General features: G+C 36.5%; 18 protein-coding genes. 14 read left to right on the top strand and 4 right to left on the bottom strand.

The genetic code is table 11. The features are described from left to right. Positions 1 to 244: 244 nt before the first annotated feature. The 3 genes from J0M15_00410 (at position 245) to groL (ending at position 3232) form a co-directional block, all read left to right on the top strand. Complete coding sequence (locus J0M15_00410; protein ID MBN8535486.1) at positions 245 to 952, top strand: hypothetical protein; 708 nt, start codon at positions 245 to 247, stop codon at positions 950 to 952. 155 nt (positions 953 to 1107) lie between these two features. Then, positions 1108 to 1395, top strand: a complete 288-nt coding sequence (gene groES / locus J0M15_00405) for a co-chaperone GroES (protein MBN8535485.1) — start codon at positions 1108 to 1110, stop codon at positions 1393 to 1395. A gap of 181 nt (positions 1396 to 1576) precedes the next feature. Beyond that, positions 1577 to 3232 (top strand): chaperonin GroEL, encoded by a 1656-nt coding sequence (groL, locus tag J0M15_00400; protein MBN8535484.1) that lies wholly within the window; start codon positions 1577 to 1579, stop codon positions 3230 to 3232. Between the two features lie 141 nt (positions 3233 to 3373). Here groL and J0M15_00395 read toward each other — a convergent pair whose 3' ends face one another. Continuing rightward, a complete protein-coding gene (locus tag J0M15_00395; GenBank protein ID MBN8535483.1) occupies positions 3374 to 5704 on the bottom strand; it encodes a transglycosylase domain-containing protein in 2331 nt (776 codons plus the stop codon). Between J0M15_00395 and J0M15_00390 the strand changes: the two genes are divergently transcribed. From J0M15_00390 to J0M15_00370, 5 genes are read left to right on the top strand one after another with little or no spacing between them, the layout of a single operon-like run. Further along, a complete protein-coding gene (locus J0M15_00390) occupies positions 5705 to 5983 on the top strand; it encodes a DUF507 family protein (GenBank protein ID MBN8535482.1) in 279 nt (92 codons plus the stop codon). Next, positions 5980 to 6258 (top strand): DUF507 family protein, encoded by a 279-nt coding sequence (locus tag J0M15_00385; GenBank protein ID MBN8535481.1) that lies wholly within the window; start codon positions 5980 to 5982, stop codon positions 6256 to 6258. The genes J0M15_00390 and J0M15_00385 overlap by 4 nt, the downstream gene beginning before the upstream one ends. Then, positions 6242 to 6871, top strand: coding sequence for a co-chaperone GroES (locus J0M15_00380; GenBank protein MBN8535480.1), 630 nt, complete (start codon positions 6242 to 6244; stop codon positions 6869 to 6871). Before J0M15_00385 ends, J0M15_00380 begins: the two co-directional genes overlap by 17 nt. 15 nt (positions 6872 to 6886) lie before the next feature. After that, complete coding sequence (locus J0M15_00375) at positions 6887 to 8308, top strand: hypothetical protein (GenBank protein MBN8535479.1); 1422 nt, start codon at positions 6887 to 6889, stop codon at positions 8306 to 8308. A gap of 33 nt (positions 8309 to 8341) precedes the next feature. Next, positions 8342 to 9421: an alkene reductase gene (locus tag J0M15_00370; GenBank protein MBN8535478.1), complete on the top strand. Its 1080-nt coding sequence runs from the start codon at positions 8342 to 8344 to the stop codon at positions 9419 to 9421. Here the strand turns inward: J0M15_00370 and J0M15_00365 are convergent, their stop codons facing one another. Further along, entirely contained in the window at positions 9422 to 10981 is a 1560-nt protein-coding gene (locus tag J0M15_00365) for a hypothetical protein (GenBank protein ID MBN8535477.1), read from the bottom strand. 277 nt (positions 10982 to 11258) lie between these two features. Between J0M15_00365 and J0M15_00360 the strand changes: the two genes are divergently transcribed. Continuing rightward, positions 11259 to 12473, top strand: coding sequence for a KamA family radical SAM protein (locus J0M15_00360; protein MBN8535476.1), 1215 nt, complete (start codon positions 11259 to 11261; stop codon positions 12471 to 12473). On the opposite strand, the gene J0M15_00355 is transcribed toward J0M15_00360, so the two are convergent. Beyond that, positions 12470 to 14092: a hypothetical protein gene (locus tag J0M15_00355; protein MBN8535475.1), complete on the bottom strand. Its 1623-nt coding sequence runs from the start codon at positions 14090 to 14092 to the stop codon at positions 12470 to 12472. The genes J0M15_00360 and J0M15_00355 overlap by 4 nt on opposite strands. Before the next feature lie 107 nt (positions 14093 to 14199). On the opposite strand from J0M15_00355, the gene J0M15_00350 reads away from it, so the two are divergent. Beyond that, entirely contained in the window at positions 14200 to 14589 is a 390-nt protein-coding gene (locus tag J0M15_00350; GenBank protein ID MBN8535474.1) for a response regulator, read from the top strand. After that, positions 14586 to 14852, top strand: a complete 267-nt coding sequence (locus J0M15_00345; protein ID MBN8535473.1) for a hypothetical protein — start codon at positions 14586 to 14588, stop codon at positions 14850 to 14852. The genes J0M15_00350 and J0M15_00345 overlap by 4 nt, the downstream gene beginning before the upstream one ends. A gap of 1 nt (position 14853) precedes the next feature. Here J0M15_00345 and J0M15_00340 read toward each other — a convergent pair whose 3' ends face one another. Next, positions 14854 to 15057 carry a hypothetical protein gene (locus tag J0M15_00340; protein ID MBN8535472.1) on the bottom strand — a complete coding sequence of 68 codons (204 nt, stop codon included), beginning with the start codon at positions 15055 to 15057 and terminating at the stop codon, positions 14854 to 14856. 220 nt (positions 15058 to 15277) lie between these two features. On the opposite strand from J0M15_00340, the gene J0M15_00335 reads away from it, so the two are divergent. Genes J0M15_00335 through J0M15_00325 form a run of 3 tightly spaced genes read left to right on the top strand, consistent with a single transcriptional unit; the run spans position 15278 to position 17950 of the window. Then, complete coding sequence (locus tag J0M15_00335) at positions 15278 to 16045, top strand: efflux RND transporter periplasmic adaptor subunit (GenBank protein MBN8535471.1); 768 nt, start codon at positions 15278 to 15280, stop codon at positions 16043 to 16045. 7 nt (positions 16046 to 16052) lie between these two features. After that, complete coding sequence (locus J0M15_00330; protein ID MBN8535470.1) at positions 16053 to 17288, top strand: ABC transporter permease; 1236 nt, start codon at positions 16053 to 16055, stop codon at positions 17286 to 17288. Positions 17289 to 17290: 2 nt separating this feature from the next. Continuing rightward, complete coding sequence (locus J0M15_00325; GenBank protein ID MBN8535469.1) at positions 17291 to 17950, top strand: ABC transporter ATP-binding protein; 660 nt, start codon at positions 17291 to 17293, stop codon at positions 17948 to 17950.

Below are 17950 nucleotides of genomic sequence, written 5' to 3'. Positions count from 1 at the left end.
TTTAAATTTTGTAAATCATAAAGTTATATGCTCTCTTAGGTAGAAATTTCGGAGCACGAAGGGCCCGAGAAAAAACAATTTCCCCTTGGATTTCTTGATTTTTTTTCAGAGTCAAGAAAAAGTCAGCCAGGCTCATTTTGGGCCATCAAAAAAGTGATTAAAAGAAAATAAAAAGATAAGATTTAGTTAAATTCTTTCTTAGGTGTGGCATTCATTTTGTTACTCCTTTGTTACGGAGTTGTTCGTGTGTAAAAAAATGTCATTTAATTTAACAGTTTTACTCGTCATCAGCATAGAAATATGGTTATTGGCTGCCCTACCGTCAGTGGCATCTGATTTTTCAAAAGAGATTAAAGTCAGTTTAAATTCTGAAGGTTTGAAGTTTGGCAGTTCGAAATCAAGCAATCTGAATAATAATGTCATATTGCCAGGTAAAAAAATTCAAAAACCACAAATTCAAGAGAAAAACCTTTTTTCAAATGGAAATTCAAGTGGAAATTCAAGTGGAAAAATGTCACAAAGCTATGTGCAAAGCTATAAAGAGTGGAGACAAGAGAAGATTCAAAGAGCTAAAAGCAAAGTAGCGTTAACCAGAGCTCAAATTACTCAAATTAATAGTAAAAAATTGAATATACAAAATCTTCAAAATTTACAAAAGGCGGAATCTAGTTCAGGTTTAGATCTTGAAATCGAAAAGCTAGAGGCTAAATTAAAGAATGATTTATTTTCACTAGAGGTGGCTCAGCAACTCACAGTTCAGGATTATTTTGCTATTTATTTAACCAAATTGGAAAATAAAAAAGAAGCTTATAAGGGGGCTGCAGAAAAAATGAATACTGAAGAAGTTACGGAATTAATCAATGCCTTTGCTGATTCTTTTTCAGGTACTCAATCAAATGGGATAACCGGTCCTTCGGCCTATGGTGAAGATTATGCAGGTAGAATTAGATAAAAAGCAACGCAATAAGTCATTAGCCATCAGTTAGTTTTGATGCAAAACTTTAGAGCCTTTACCTTGACATGATTAAACCTCCATTCATATTAACTCCTGTCGCGTTCATTTATCTTTAAAATTAATATAGGAGGCATTTTATGGCAAAACAAGAAATTGGCGTTCGTCCATTGCACGACAGAATTTTAGTACGTCGTATGGCAGAAGAAGAAAAAACGGCTGGTGGGTTATTTATCCCTGACACAGCAAAAGAAAAACCACAAAAAGGTGAAATTATTGCTACAGGAAAAGGCCGAGTTACTGAAGATGGTAAAGTTTTACCACTTGAAGTAAAGACGGGTGATAAGGTTTTGTTCAGTAAATATTCTGGAACAGAGTTAAAGCTAGATGGAAATGAATATTTAATGATGAGAGAAGAAGACGTTCTTGGAGTTTTTAACTAAGACTCTTTAATAAAAGAGGTTTTTTGATAAAAATACCAATTAAAGTTCTGTTTCTGTTAAAAAATAAAATAGAGATTTAAATAGGGATCAGTTCTAAATTGAAATCCGATCCAAATAGAGATCAAAGTTTAAAATATAAAATAAAAAATATAAATTATTTCAAAATAATGAGGAGAAAAAAATGAGTAAAGAATTACGTTTTTCAGAAGATGCAAGACATCTTATCTTAAAGGGAGTTAATACCCTTGCAAATGCAGTAAGAGTCACCCTTGGCCCAAAAGGAAGAAATGTTGTTATTGAAAAATCTTTTGGATCACCCTTGATCACAAAAGATGGTGTCACTGTTGCTAAAGAAATCGAATTAGAAAATAAATTCGAAAATATGGGCGCTCAAATGGTTAAGGAAGTTGCTTCTAAGACTAACGATGAAGCAGGTGATGGAACCACGACAGCAACGGTATTGGCTCAAGCTATTTACAGAGAAGGGGCAAAAATCGTAACTGCTGGACATAATCCAATGGCAGTTAAACGTGGTATTGATAAAGCAGTGGCTACTATTGTTACTGAATTAAAAGCGATGTCTAAACCAGTTAAAGGTTCTAATGAAGTGGCTCAAGTTGGTTCTATTTCTGCGAACAACGATAAAGAAATAGGTACGATGCTGGCAGATGCTATGGATAAAGTTGGAAAAGAAGGTGTTATCACTATTGAAGAATCAAAGACAGCAAAAACGGAAGTTAGTGTTGTTGAAGGTATGCAATTTGATAGAGGCTACTTGTCTCCTTATTTCGTAACTAACTCAGAGAGAATGGAAGCGGTTTTAGAAAATACTTACGTTCTTGTTTATGACAAAAAAATCTCATCAATGAAAGATATGATTCCTTTACTTGAAGGAGTTGCAAAACAAGGAAGACAATTTCTAATCATTGCTGAAGATGTTGATGGTGAAGCTTTAGCAACCTTAGTTGTTAATAAATTAAGAGGAACTTTACATGTATGTGCTGTTAAAGCTCCTGGTTTTGGCGATAGAAGAAAAGCGATGCTAGAAGATATTGCTGTTCTTACTGGTGCCACAGTTGTTTCTGAGGATATGGGAAGAAAACTTGAGCAGGCTACGGTTGCTGATTTGGGTATTGCTAAGCGAGTTGTTGTGGATAAAGACAACACAACAATTATCGATGGAAGCGGTAAGAAAGCAGAAATTCAAGCACGAGTGACTCAAATCAAAGCTCAGATTGAAGAGACAACTTCTGACTACGATAAAGAAAAACTAAAAGAAAGATTAGCTAAGCTTTCTGGTGGTGTGGCTGTGATTCATGTTGGCGCACCTACTGAAGTTGAAATGAAAGAGAAAAAAGCACGTGTTGAAGACGCTTTGAATGCGACTCGAGCTGCTGTTGAAGAAGGTATTGTTGCTGGTGGTGGAACAGCCTTAGTAAGAGCTTCTTTAAAAGTTGATAAATCTAAGTACAGTGAAGATGAGTCTTGGGGTGCTGCTATCATTAAGCGCGCTTGTGAAGAGCCTTTACGACAAATTGCTCACAATGCTGGTCTTGACGGAGCTATTGTCCTAGATAGAGTGATTTCTAATAAATCAACGGCTTGGGGATACAATGCTTATTCTGATGAGTACACGGATCTTATAAAAGACGGAGTTATTGACCCAGTTAAAGTTGTAAGATGTGCTTTAGAGAACGCTGCTTCTGTAGCTTCTTTAATGCTAACAACAGAGACAATGATTGCTGAAGCTCCTAAAAAAGAAGATAAAATGTCTGCTGGTGGCGGCGCTGGAATGGGCGGCATGGGAGGAATGGGTGGTATGGGCGATATGATGTAATATCTTTTTAGGTATTTTATCGTCTGTTATCCAGATTTAGAAAAGCCCTCACAGGATTAACTTGTGGGGGTTTTTTAGTTTTGGACCTTTCTGGTTATCAAAAGGTCGGAGTTCTTATAAATGCGAATTCAGGGGAGAGATTTAAGGTTTTTCTATAAAAGAGGGAAGCTTGTTTTTATCGAAAAGTAATTCAAAAGACTCTATAGAGGGATCGAGATCTTTATTAATTTTGGCTTTTTCAATTAATTCTGAGTTGATAATAACTTTTTGTAATTTATCCATTGGAAATGAAAAATCATTTTTTGAAAACTTGTTGGATGCCAATTGCATGTATTGAAGCCAAACGGGGACCGCTCCACTGGCGCCAGTTAAGCCAGACACTAAGTTTTGATCATAACCTACCCATACTATCGATGTCATGAAGGGTGTAAAACCAGCAAACCAAGCATCTTTAAAGTCGCTGGTTGTCCCTGTTTTTCCAGCAACAGGATAATCAAAATGCATCGCAGAGATTTGTTTTGCAGAACCAGTCCTTGTTGTTTGTTTTAAAATACTAACTAAAACAGATAAGCTCACTTGGTCAAAAATCTGCTGATGATTAATGGCATGCTCAAAAAGTATTTTATTTTGCGAATCTAAAACTTTAGAAATAAAGCTCAGTTTTTGTGAATTTCCTAAATTAGCAATGTTTGAATAAATTTGTAGAACTTCAGTTGGATACATTTCAAAAGCCCCAAGGGTTAAAGAGGGCAGATTTTTTAGTTCTGATTTGGCTCCTAAAGCTTTTGCTGTCTCAATGACTTCTGATAAACCAATTTCAATTCCTAACTTCGCAGTGGCCGCATTCAGCGAATTTTTTAAGGCAAAATAAATGGGAACGGGTCCAAAAAAGTTTTTGGAATAATTCTCTGGCGACCATTTTTGATTTTCATACTTAACCTCAAATTTTTCATCAGAGATAAGTGATAGCGAGTGATAATTTTCACCTGTAAGGCTTTTTTTGTTGAGCGCAGTCAGGTATACCAGTGGTTTGAAGATAGAACCAACTTGTCGATGACTATCTATAGCACGGTTGAATTGAGTCATTCTAAAGTTGCGTCCGCCAACAGCTACAGAGATTAATCCGTCGAAATTATCAGCAGATAAGACAACCCCTTCTAAGGATTTTCCTTTGGTTTTTATATCTGAAATTTTTTTATTATCTTTTTCTAATTTTTCAAGATGTTTTGTTAACGATTCCTGAGCCCCTTGTTGAAGCTCCAGATTTAATCCGGTAAAAATTTTGCTGCCCTCAAGGGGGAGATTTAATTCATTCATCTGTTTTCGTACAGCATCAATATAGTAAGGAGCTGTTTCAGAAGCGAGATTTGGTTTTTTATTTGGAAGCGGGATTTTTTTTGCTTCTTCGAATTCCAGTTCTGAAATAAGGTCTAGCCCTTTCATTTTTGATAAAACTAGATTTCTTCTTGTTAATGCTTTTTCGCTTTTAGAAAATGGGTTGTAGACGCCTGGACCATTAAGGATAGCCGCAAGCAAGGCACACTCAGCAAGGTTGGCATCGCTTAACTTCTTTTGAAAATAAAACCTACTAGCAGCACCAAGACCAATCAATTGGAAAGGACCATTTTGGCCCATGTAGATGATATTCATATAGGTTTCAAGAATCTGATCCTTGCTAAATTTTTTTTCAATTAATACAGAAAGAACAAGTTCTTGGGCTTTTCTTTTGATAGAGCGTTCGTTGGAAAGAAAATAATTTTTAACTAATTGTTGAGTGATCGTGCTGCCACCTTGAGGTTTTTTGCCCTTGAGCAGCGGAAGGATTAATCCTCGGAGCGTTCCAGTTAAGCTAAACCCCGTATGAGTTAAGAAATGGACATCTTCAATGGCCATGATGGCATTTGGGCAGTAGGTTGGAATCTCGTTGAGTGACAATTCTTCTTGCATGATGGGCTCAGTGTTTAAATATTGTGCTAAAAGCTCGGGCTCTAGTTCAATAGAGTCTTTGTTGATGGGTGGAGAGCCCTTGGTGATGCTCATGATTAAATAAGAATTATCTAAGAAAAGCCAATTGATTTCTTTGTCTGAGTTTTCTGTCGCGACTGATTTGTTTACAAAACCGAAACAGTAAGCATAATCTAAGTTTGAAGATCCTAAAAGGGTCTCGCAATTTTTCTTTTCGCTGTAAAGATAATCTCCTGAAAGCAAGCGTTGTCCTAAAGATCTAGGGCGAAAATTTAACTTGGTAAACTTATCAATAGTTTGAGGAAAATTTAAAAAGGTTCCCACTCTAAATTGTAAGGGTGCTGCGAAAAATTCTGTGGGGTGAATAAACTTTTTGGATTCGAGTCTTTTCTCAAGCTCCGATTCATAATGTGTGAAAACCTGAGCTGTCAGCATGATTGACAGCGTCAGAGTGATTGTAAAAGCTAACAAAATGGTCTTTAATCGGTTTCTAAACATAGGGCTCATATGAAAATATCAAATCAGCATTTAGAAGTCATTGTTAATAAGGTTCTAAAGTCTTGGAAAGATCAGAATATAGTTCAATTTAAAGTCGATGAAAAAAAAGTATACTCTCGACTCGTTGAAGCTCTTCGAACTGATTATCAAAAAGAACTCGATTTAGAAAAAGAAGTGAATAAAATGTTAGATGATTTAGAGAGAAGTAATTCGGGGCAATTTCAAAGATTTAAAATGTATCCCATGTTAAAACAAAAATTAGCAAAAGAAAAAAAGGTGATTCTATGATTTTGTCAGAAGAGCGGCAATCCCATTGGGCCCATCTTTTAACGGATTCAGTTTGGAACGATGACTTAGTTGATTATACCGATGAAGATCAAGCATTACGATTGGCTAAAAAAGCAATACAGGAATTTGTAAAAGAAGATTTAGAAATAGAAACAAAAGCAAAGGCCAAGGTAGCTTCCTTAAAAAGAGGAGTTATCGAAGGGTCCCCTGAATGGGAAATTATGTTTAAAAAATATTATGAAGAGGAAAGAAGAAAACATGGCCAAGAAAAATAAAACTAAAGTTATGATTAAATCCAAGTCTAAATCCAAACCAAAATCCAAGCCTAAGCTTAAAGCTAAGACAAAGTCTAACGCTAAGCCTAAAGTACTAACAAAGGGTAAATTAGCAAAAGGTAAGGTGGCGACTATAATTAAAGGTAAATCTAAGGTGGCGCCTCAGGTTAAAACTAAAGTTAAAGTGGCTCCAAAGGCAATGCCTAAAGCTATGTCCAAAACTATATCTAAGGTTATGTCTAAAACTATGCCTACAACAAAAATCAAAGTTTCCTTGATGCCCGCTAAGAAAGTTATGAGTAAAATTGATTTTCAAAATTGGGTAACACCTTTGGACGATCGTCTTTTAGTAATGATTTCTGAAGGTGAAAAAATGACTCCTGGTGGTTTGTATATTCCTGATACGGTAACAGATGTGTCTGGAAATATGAAAGGTGTTGTGGCCGCCGTTGGCAGAGGTCATTTAGACAAAAAAGGTAAGATCCGTCCATTGGATGTTAAGAAAGGTGATCAAGTCATTTTTTCTCAATTTTCTGGAAGCAAGATTGAGTATCAAGGCGAAACGGTCATTTTTTTGAGAGAATCTGATGTACTTGGTATTGTTAATAATTAAATATAGAGGTGTCCTTTGATTAAAAAATTTAATTCTTTTATTTTTCTATTAACTCTTACAACCTCTATTTTGAGTGCTGCCAATAATTTAGATTGGAAGGGTGGATATAGATTTGAATTCGTTGAAATAGATAAACCTAGCCTTACAAATCCTTCTTTAAAAAAATCATATGGTTTAAATTACCTGTATTTGGCACCAAGAATTGAAGCTTCGGACGGTATTAAAATTGTTTCTAGATTCGAAATTTTTTCAAATGTTGACAGCAATTATAATTCTTATTTGGGGTCGCAATGGGGAAGAAGTGAAGACAAAACTTCAAGCCCATCAAAGTCAAGTGCTTTTGGGCACTCGGCAGACAGTATGCCAGTAAAGGTAAGTCAATTATATTTAAACATTTCACAGGAGAATGCTTCTTTTATTATTGGAAGAGCTCCATTTTATTTTGGAATTGGAATGAATTACTCTTTGGGGGATGGCTTGTTTGATCATTGGAATAATAATCGTGATCAAATTGCCTATAAATTTCTGATAAATAATTTAACTCTGATGCCTTTCTTTGCTCGTCATTCTGAGGACGGGTACCAGCAAGGCAGCATGACCCAAGATGAAGGTTTTTTAGTTCAATATGAAAATAAGGATTCAGGAAGTTTAATTGGTGTCATGTTAGAAAGAAGAAAAGCGTCTGTTACAGCCAATGATGTTCCTGTAGACTTGTCCGTGAATCCAGGTGCCGTTGGAGATTCCAGAAGTGGTGATCTCAATGTTCAAAGAACTAATTTTATTTTAGGAAGAGATTGGGATTCCTTTGGGTTTCGCTTAGAAGCAGGATTTTTATCAGGAGAAATTGGTGCTTTAAAAGGTGGCCAAAGTGTCAAAGTGAATGGCTATGGAATTGCTTCGGAGTGGAATTTTAAGACAGGTTCAAATTGGAGTTACTTGTTAAAGGCAGGTATCGCTAGCGGTGATAATCCAGAAACTAATGATTTCGAAGGCTTTTTCTTTGATAAAAATTATGATGTTGCCTTTCTGCTCTTTAATCATCGTCTGGGTTTGTATGATGTCCTCAGAACGGGAGCCAATAAAAATGTGACGGTTGCTAGCGGACTTCATGCAGGAAATACTTTAGATGATGAAGCCATCTCAAACGCATTTTACGTGTCACCGGTGTTGAAATACCGATGGAATGAAAAACTTGATTTTAATCAGTACCTTACTTGGGCCCAATTAGTGACAAGTCCTTTAGCAAATAATGGAGCCTCTAAAGATCTTGGTTTTGAGTGGGATCTTGAGTTTGTTTATAAGGCCAGGGAAAAAGTCCAGTGGGTGAATCAGATGGGATTTTTATTTCCCGGAAGTGCGTTTAAACCAAATTCAATTCCTGGAGCTGATAGTAGTTTCACTTACGGTTTAACTTCAAAGATTGCCATTCAGTTCTAATAACTTCAAATCTAAAAATACAAGGAGATTTTCATGTCGAACCATTTATTTTCAAATTTCAAACTAGGAAATATGTTATTAAATAATCATATCGTGATGGCACCAATGACTCGGAATCGCTGTGTCGACAATATTCCTAGCGATATGGTTGCGACTTATTATGCACAAAGAGCAGAAGCGGGATTAATAATTACCGAAGGAACTTCTCCATCGGATAATGGTCTAGGCTACGCGCGAATTCCGGGATTATTTACCAGCGAGCAAGCCAAAGCATGGAAGAAAGTCACTGAAGCAGTTCATCATGCTGGCTCCAAAATTTTTGTCCAATTGATGCATTGTGGACGAGCCGCTCATCCCGACAACATGATGTCGGGCTTAGAAATAATTGCACCTTCACCTAATGCCATTAGAGGGGAAAAAATTTGGACCGATCAAAATGGTTTACAGGATTTTCCTGTTCCTGAAGAAATGACCGAAAATGAAATACTGAGCATTATTGAAGAGTACGCTCATTCCGCAGATCTCGCGATGCAAGCGGGTTTTGATGGGGTCGAGATTCATGGAGCAAATGGATACTTGGTAGATCAGTTTTTAAATACCGCTAGCAATCACCGTCAAGATCGATGGGGAGGCAGCATTGAAAACAGACTTCGCTTTGCGGTAGAGGTCACTCAAGCTGTCAGTAAGAAAATTGGCCCAGGAAAAGTGGGCTTTAGAATGTCTCCCTATGGCGTGTTTAATGGTATGGTGGCAGATTCTCATATGGAAGATCTTTATGAAAAATTAGCCATCGATTTACAAAAAATTGGAATTCTTTATGTTCACATTGTCGATCATTCCTCAATGGGTGCACCTGAAGTCAGGCCGAGTGTAAAAATTAAAATTAGAAAAAACTTTAATGGAGTTGTGATTCTGTCTGGTGGATATGACGTTAAAAAAGCTGAACACGATTTATCTGAAAAAAAAGGTGACCTATTTGCCTTCGGAAGACCGTTCATTTCGAATCCCAAACTTGTGACCAAAATGAAAAAACATTTACCACTTACACCTGCAGATCATAACACTTTTTATACTCCAGGTGAAAAGGGGTATAGTGATTACCCCCTAGAGTAATCACTGACCTCGGGGTGAACCTCGACCGTTGCTAACAGGGGCTGACTGTATGGCAGCAGGGGATCCGCTAACGTTGCCGCGTTGATTTCTCTTACTATTGGTAAGAGCCTCAACGATGTCGGATACTGAAAAATCTGAAAGACTGGCACCTTGTAGGGATCCGCAACTATCAGAATTTTGTCCAATGGCTCTTGAGTAGGAAAGACAAAGTCCAGAGTGAGAATTATTTAATAGTCTCATGATCTCGTCATAGGAGCCATTATCAAGTAATTTCAATCGTCGAGAGTCATTAATTCCCGAACTTAGATCGGAAAAAAGATTCTGGTCTAAGGATCTTAAGAACTCATCGTTCATTGCAAAGCTTCCATAGTTTGAAGCTATGCCTAATTTGTCCTTATTTTTTTCAGCAAGTTTTAATTGTGTATAATTTAACAGAGCGTCTTTTGCTTGTTCCCTTGTTGCATCTTTATGTAGCTCCGCAATTTCTTTTCTGACATTTTTGTACTTAGAACCTAATTCCTTCATCAGTTTTTTAATCAAGCTGATTGCTTTCTCTTGTTCTTTTTTGGCGGCAACTTTTTCCTCGTTAAATTCCATATTCATAGAATATCTATCATAGACATCATTGTTATAAACCATGGGCATTACAAATTTATGAGTTAGCATATCCTTTAGCCCTTCTTTGATGTTATCATTAAAAAAATCGAGGGCCTTATCGTCATCAATGACAACTTTATTTTTGTCCTTGGATTTATCTAAGCGTCGATTCAGCAAGGCAATGTACTTGTTTACTTTACATTCTATTTGCCTTGCAGCTTCTTTATCGCTTTTATCACAAGCTGTATTAATAGATTCTAAAAGTCTATCACTAGCACTTGTGTCTTCTTCAACAACATCGTCAGCACCATCAGCAGCTTTTTTCTTAAGCGGTTCTTCATTTGTTGTTGTTTTGGTGGATTCAATTTTTTTTCGCGTGATTAGATCTTGTTCAATACTATTAACGATAGCATCAATATTGCCTTTAGTTTGTGAGTCAAGTGGTATAGTGCTATAAGTTTTCTCACAACCCTCACAAGTTTTTCCTTCTGTGTCTACCGGTCTATATATTGCAAATGATCCATTAGTTTCATCTTCTAAAATTCTAATGTCATATCTATTTTTTAAAATATCACGTTGTAAAGTTTTATAGCGTATTTCTTTTTTTCCATTTGATGCATTAATCGTTTGCTCCTTGTTTTGATCTTTTGAGGCTGCATTAGTTGAAGGAGGAGCAATTGCTGGCGTTGGTGTAGGTGAAGGTGAAGTAGAAGCAGAAGCAGCTGTTGGTGGGGTTATTGTTTTTACGGCTGGCGCTGCTCTTTCAGGTGCCTTATCGGGTGCCTTATCGGGTGCCTTATCGGGTGCCTTATCGGGTGCAGCAGCTGCAGCAGGTGGAGACTCTGCGGAGAGGGAAATTTGGCCTTCGGTTCTGGGGTTGGTGCCTGAGATGGTAAATCCAAGTGTTGATAGTAGGGAACCATAAAGTAGCCATTTTTTATAGTTGTGTAAAACTGAGTTCATAGAGCCTCCAAAAAAGTTGTAAACTTTGCTGCTAATAAAAAATTAGCTGTACATTCCTATAAAAATGCAAAGCCAGTGACAACAAAGTGGTCTCATTGAATATGGCCCTTGAAAGGCTTATCCTGTTGGAATTTAATATGAAAATACAAATCTATTAAAAGCGTATCAAAATGAGAAAGTGTTTAACTTGTAGTATATCAAAATAAGATTTTTAAAATTATTTCGAATTTTCAATGACTTGACTCTAGTAAAAAATAACTTTACTTATCTTCTGATAATGCCAAAAATAAGCTTTCAAAAAAATCCCCAGATCCCATCGTTTCTTATTAATGATTACCAGATCACAGAATCATTATGGAATAGTTACAATTGGCAAATGCAGAATTCGATTAAGAATATTTTGGACTTTAAAAAATACTTTAAACTTTCTGATTCCGAGGAACAGGCATTTAAAAACTCGGAGGCTGTATTTAATATAAGGACAACACCCTATTATGCGAGTCTTTGTAAAGATGTGGAATCAGATCCCATTCGAAAGATTTTAATGCCCTCATTGCAGGAGCTCAAATCAGAGTACCAAGAAATGTTGGATCCGTTGGGGGAAAAAGTAAATTTAAAAACTCCAAGATTGATTCACAGGTATTCGGATAGAGTTCTATTTTTGGTTACCGATTTTTGTAGTGTCTACTGTCGCTATTGTACGAGGAAACATTTTACTGGAAATGAGCTTTCATTTTTAAAAGCGAAAGAATTTGAAGAATCTTTAAGTTATATCAAATCACATCCAGGAATAAGAGAGGTGATTCTTTCGGGTGGAGATCCGCTGACTTTAAGCAATAATATAATTGATAATATCCTGAATGAAATTCGTAAAATTGAGCATGTTGAAATTATAAGAATTGGTTCAAGAATGCCTGTGGTCTGTCCACAACGAATTGACGAAGACTTACTAAAAACCATGAGGCGTTACAAACCTGTTTATTTGATGACTCATTTTAATCATCCAAGAGAGCTCACAGAAATTGCAGCAGAAAAACTGGAAATGATTGTGGATCATGGGATTCCCACATTTAATCAAATGGTGTTGCTCAACGGTATCAATAATCATGAAGCCATTGTTCAAGCCCTTTCGCGAAGATTACTTTACCTTCGGGTAAAGCCTTATTACATGTTTCAATGTGACCCGTCCTTGGGAACAGATCATCTTCGAACTTCTCTTGAAGATTCATTAACAATTCAAAGAAATCTTTGGGGTCATTTATCAGGATTGGCCATGCCTCAACTTTCATTAGACATTCCAAACGGTGGTGGCAAAGCCTATTTTGTACCTTCCTTTTCATTGGAAAGGACCCATCGGAGTATTAAATTTCAAGGTTGGGATGGAGTTCAAGGCGAGTATATAAATCCCTCAGACGAGACCATTACTAAACCTTTGGATTTAGAAGATTATATGAAGGAATGGGAAACTTTGAAGGCAGCAAAAACCTGTTAAAATGAATACTCAATTCCTGCCATAGTGGTCATGAGTCTGTGGGTGGCGCCATTGATAGGGTCAGCTCTTGTTCCGGTGCTGCTGTTAAAATCAGAAGCGTAGTATTCAAAGCTGAGATCAAAGATATAAGATAATTTTTGTGATTTGAGATATCTCAAGAGCAATCCAAAATCATTTATTTGAACTCCTGAGGATTCTGCAGCAGCAGAATCACTGAGTGTTTTTGTTAGGAAATAATTAAAATATAGTCCAAGATCTACGGGTATTTCTTCTGAAATAGGAAATTGACCATTAAAACCCAGTAAAATTCCACCATAAGAATGAGAAGATAAAGACACGGGAGCGGTTGTATCAAAACTAGCAGTGAACTGTCCCATGCCAATGGAGGCTTGAAATTGGGGTGATCTAAATGAAGAATCCAGAGCATAATTATATTTTGCTTTTACTTGGTATTGACTGAGGCTTGTGTTGACAGAGCCTGGTTCTGAACCTTCTAAAGGGTTAGAAACTTTGAAAGAGGACTGTCGTAAAAATAGTTCTAAGTGAAATTCTGGATTGATCCACAATTCGCCAGCGGCTTTTATCGTTGGAGTTAACCACTGGCCAACTGTTTTTGAGCCTGCTGATAGGAAGTTCAAATTGTGGGTGTATTGAATTAAACCGCCAGTAATACTCACTTTTCCAAATTGAGGTGGCTCGGTAGGAAGCCATTCTTGCTGGGGAGATTTTCCAATGACGATGGGGCTGTCAGGTCTATTTTTCATATCTGGATTTTCTTGAGTCAGCCGGAGGTCCAGTTTGGAAAACTCAATTTTTGTATTTTTTTGAATCGAATTTTCAGCACGCTCATAAAGAATTTTTCCAAAACTCAGGGCTTCGTCAACCTTCGTAATTTGAATTTTTCCAAGAATTTCTTTCTCAGCTGAAATATAGAAGTTAGTTTTTGGGTGCTTTTTAATTTTAGTTATTAAAATAGCTATGACATCTTGGTTTTCTAAAAGGCCTTGTTTTTTTCCTAGACTTAGAGTGACTTGGTCCTGCGAGCGACTCAAGATAACCCCTTGATAGGGAATTCTTTTCTTAAGGGAATAGAAAAGATTTTCATAGCTGAGCAATATTTTTTCCATTTCAAAAACATTTTCTAAGTCAACGGAATCGCTAAAAGTTAAGTCTGAGTTGCTAGAATCCGTTTTCTTAGTAAACGAAAAGCTCAGTCTTATCGAAATTGTTTTTGGATTTTTCGTCAGGCGGGAAGAAACTTGAATATCTGCATGTTTGGGGTCTGTAACTATCTCCCATTGAGGTTCTTCAGCGAATAAGGAAGTAATTTTTTCCTGTGCTTTTTGCGCGTAAATATGATTCATATTATCTGAAAAAGTTTCGAAATAAATTTTTTCTATCGTAATCGCCTCGTCATCCTTGCTGGTATAAATTCTTTCTTTATTTGGTGGCGCAATTTTAGCTATATTTGTCGAATTTTTTTGGTGAGTCGGGTTTGTTGGTTTCGCAAGAGTTTGTAAATTAAAAAAAAGAGGCAGAATAACCAATGATAAACTTATTTCGAGTCGTTTATTAATTTTTGAAGGTCGAGTTATTTTTTCAGATAAAGTTTGGTTCATAGGTCTATTTTGCTTAATTATTATAGGGGGGTCAATTCACTAGAGCATAGGTCTAGATATCAGTCAGGAACGTTTCATTTAATTCCAAACTAGGTCAACATATTATCATGGTCAGATACTCCATAGCCGATGACGCTCCCTTCATTCATGAAGTCATAAAAAATCTTTTAACCGAAGATGAGTTTAAGTTTGTTGGTTCGGCTTTCAATGGCAATGAAGCCATTGAGTTAGTTAAAAAGATTCTTCCCGATGTTTTGTTTTTAGATTTTGTTATGCCTTTTAAAAATGGAATTGAGGTCGCGGCAGAGGCAAAAATCATTTGGCCAGAGTTAAAAATTATCGGTATGTCAACAATCGACGATGAGAAAATTATTATCAATGCCAAAAAAAATGGTGTGGATGAGTTTGTTGAAAAGCCATTTACCAAACTCAGTTTGTTTAAAGCTTTAGAAAAAGTTGTGGGTACCACAACAAATTTAGGAAAGGAAAATAAATGATAAGCGATTTGTTATATATTTTAAAATGTGCCGTACTGAGTATTTTATTCATTGGAATATTACAAATCGAAGTAAACCATTCGACATTGGAAAAAACCCTAACTACATGGTTTTATCAGTCATCTATTCCTAAACACATTCAGGCAGCAGCTGCTGGAGGGGCGTTGGCCATAGAGAATGCCTATAAGTCTTCAAAAGAAAGCATTCATAATCTATTTTCAAGCCACTCCAAAACACCTCTTGCAAGCAAATCAGAACGATAGTTTACTTTTGTGATTTTTCAGAAGCTGTATTTGCATTTACAGTTGCTAGCGCACTTTTACTTCGACTCATGTCAAGCCGAGTGTAAGAACCATCATTAGTCGCAAGAGTGCCTTTAGCAGCCAGAGGACATCTGCTCTTGCCGGCCGCAAGTGCTGAGAAAGAAGTTAATAGGGTCATGATAAGGGCGATTGTTAAGTGTTTCATAGTTGTCTCCTTTTGTGATGAAACTTTATAAAAAGAGATCATTGCGAGACACGTGCCAGAGACATTCATTTTGAGACAGAAAAAATCACCAATAATCAATAAGTTAAAGATGATTCAAATTGAGACAATGACTAAAGTCTAGACATGTGTTGAATTGAAATAGTCAAAATGAGATATTAAATGGAAAGCAGACAATGGGAAGCAGTGAGTGGAGTCGCAGATGAAAAAAAAGTATTTATTAATTATTCCGGTCGTGGTGATTTTGGCTTTTATTTTATTTAAGTGGAATCAAAATAAAAAATCATTTGAACTTGTAAAGCCTAAGATGGGACCCATTACAGAAGTTATTTATGGTCTTGGCACTGTACAAAGTTACTATAAGTTTAATTTTAAATCAGGAGTCGGGAAAACTTTGAATGCTTTGTATGTTCAAGAAGGACAAAAAGTATCTAAAGGAACGAAACTTTTGCGTTTTGAAGATGGACCGACCGTAAGCAGTCCCTTTGATGGAACCGTACTAAGTATTCCCTATAATGTGGGCGAAAATGTGTTTGCAGATAGAACGGTGGTGAGTGTCGAAGATTTGGAAAAAGTATTTATTGAATCACATTTAGACCAGGTGGCTAGTCTCAGGGTTAAGACAGGCATGAAGGCTCGAATTTCTTTTGAAAACTTAAGAAATGAATTGATCGAAGGACAAGTGACAACTCTCTATCCTTCCATGGGACAATTTATTGCAAAAATTGAAGTCAAGAAATTGCCAAAGGAAATTTTACCAGGAATGACAGCCGATGTGGCTATTGAGGTTGCAAGTAAAGACAAAACTCTTTTAATACCCATCAAATCCATCAGTAATAAATTTATCACTTTGATTAGAAATAAGGATAAACAAAAGCATGAGGTGAAATTGGGAATTATGGATCAGGAATGGGCCGAAGAGATTTCAGGTGAGATTAAAGAAGAAGATTTAATTCTGGTAAGGAAATAAGATCATTATGTTTTTTTTAGCGTTCAGACACATTTTTGCCAGACCCAAACAAAGTTTGTTAACCTTATTGGGAGTGGCACTTGGTACCACGGCTTTTATTACCTTTGCCGCCATCATGACGGGATTTCAATCTTTTATTATCGATCAGCTAGTTAACAACGATGCCTATGTAAAAATCAGTGCTAAAGAAAAAATGGTGACGGAGCAAGATCTAAACGTGAGTTTATTCAAGGATAAAAGTCACGTGTTTTGGGTCACAACACCTTCTGGGAGGCAAGAATCCGCAAAAATTAATTATCCCTTAGGATGGTTTCATAAATTGGATCGAGACCCAAGAGTTCTTGCCTACTCTCCTTTAATTGGGGCCATGGTTTTATATATCAAGGGTGGCATCAGTCTCAGTGGAAAACTTCAGGGTGTAGATCCTGTAAATCAAGCCAAAGTAACCAATATTTCAAACTATATGATTTCTGGAGATTACCAATCTCTTACGGGTGGTGGAAACAGAGTCATTCTTGGAGTTGGATTGGCGAAAAAAATGGGTTCTAAATTAAGCGATACGATTTTAATTTCCGTTGGTAAGGCGGATTTGATTCCATTTAAGATTTCAGGAATTTACAAAACAGGAATTGTTAATATAGATGATAGCATTGGATATGCTCATCTAAGAGACGTACAAAATGCATTGTCGCGTCCAAGTGAAATTACCGATATCGCCATCCGGCTGACTGATGTGGAAGATGCGCAAACTTTTGCAGCAGAGTATGCGGCATTTACAGACGAAAAAGTTCAAAGTTGGGACCAAAGTAATGCGAGTATTTTAAGCGTTTTTAGTTTGCAAGATTTTATTAGAACCTTTATCACCGTTGCCATTATGGTTGTTGCCTCATTTGGAATTTATAATATTCTTAATATTTTGGTGAATCAAAAAAGAAAAGATATTGGTATTTTAAGAAGTTTTGGATTTGATCCCTCGGAAATTCAAAACTTATTTATGGTTCAGGGACTATTCCTTGGAATTTCAGGTGGAATCATCGGCTTATTTTTTGGATTTTTGATGAGCTTGTATTTAAGTACTTTAAAAATTGGAGGGATGATGGATACGATGAGGGTAAATTTTTCTCCAAGATTATATTTAATGGGAATTGCTATGGCCGTAGGGGCATCGGTTTTGTCTTCCTATTTACCGGCGCGGGCGGCTGGCAAGTTAAATCCCATAGATATTGTCAGAAGTGGCGAATAAAAATGATCGTTGTAGATAATTTAAAAAAGTCTTTTGGTGAACCTCCCATAGAAATTCTTCATGGGATCTCGTTTAAAATACCAGATAACAGTTTTGTTTCGATTACAGGAAGATCTGGTTCGGGCAAATCAACTTTGCTCTATTCGATGAGTACTTTGGATCACCCAACCAGTGGAAAAGTTTTTTTTGATAAAAAAGAAATCTCAACAATGAATGAAAAAGAAGTTCATGAGTTCAGAAACTTGAAAATGGGGTTTATTTTTCAATTTCATTATTTGTTGCCTGAATTAACTTCTTTGGAAAATGTACTAATGCCTACAAGAAGAACGGGCCAGCAGATAGCACGAAGAAAAAGAGGAATTGATTTGCTAACTCAATTTGGTATAGAAGAAAAGTTGGATCGATTGCCAAGGCAGCTCTCAGGAGGTGAACAACAGCGGGTGGCTATTGCCAGAGCCTTAATTCAAGAGCCACAATATATTTTTGCTGACGAGCCAACAGGGAATCTAGATTCAACGAATGGCGAAATTGTTATGAATATATTAAAATCAGCAACCAGAGAGGGACAAACAACAGTAATTTATGTGACCCATGACGCTGATTTTGCAGCTTTAGCAGACATGAAAATTTTTTTAAAAGATGGTCATTTAGAAAATTGTTGA

It is taken from the genome of Deltaproteobacteria bacterium, from assembly GCA_017302835.1.
Lineage (GTDB): Bacteria > Bdellovibrionota > Bdellovibrionia > Bdellovibrionales > Bdellovibrionaceae > UBA2316.
Note: the sequence above shows the minus strand (reverse complement) of the source record. Positions and strands in the feature narration are given on the sequence as shown.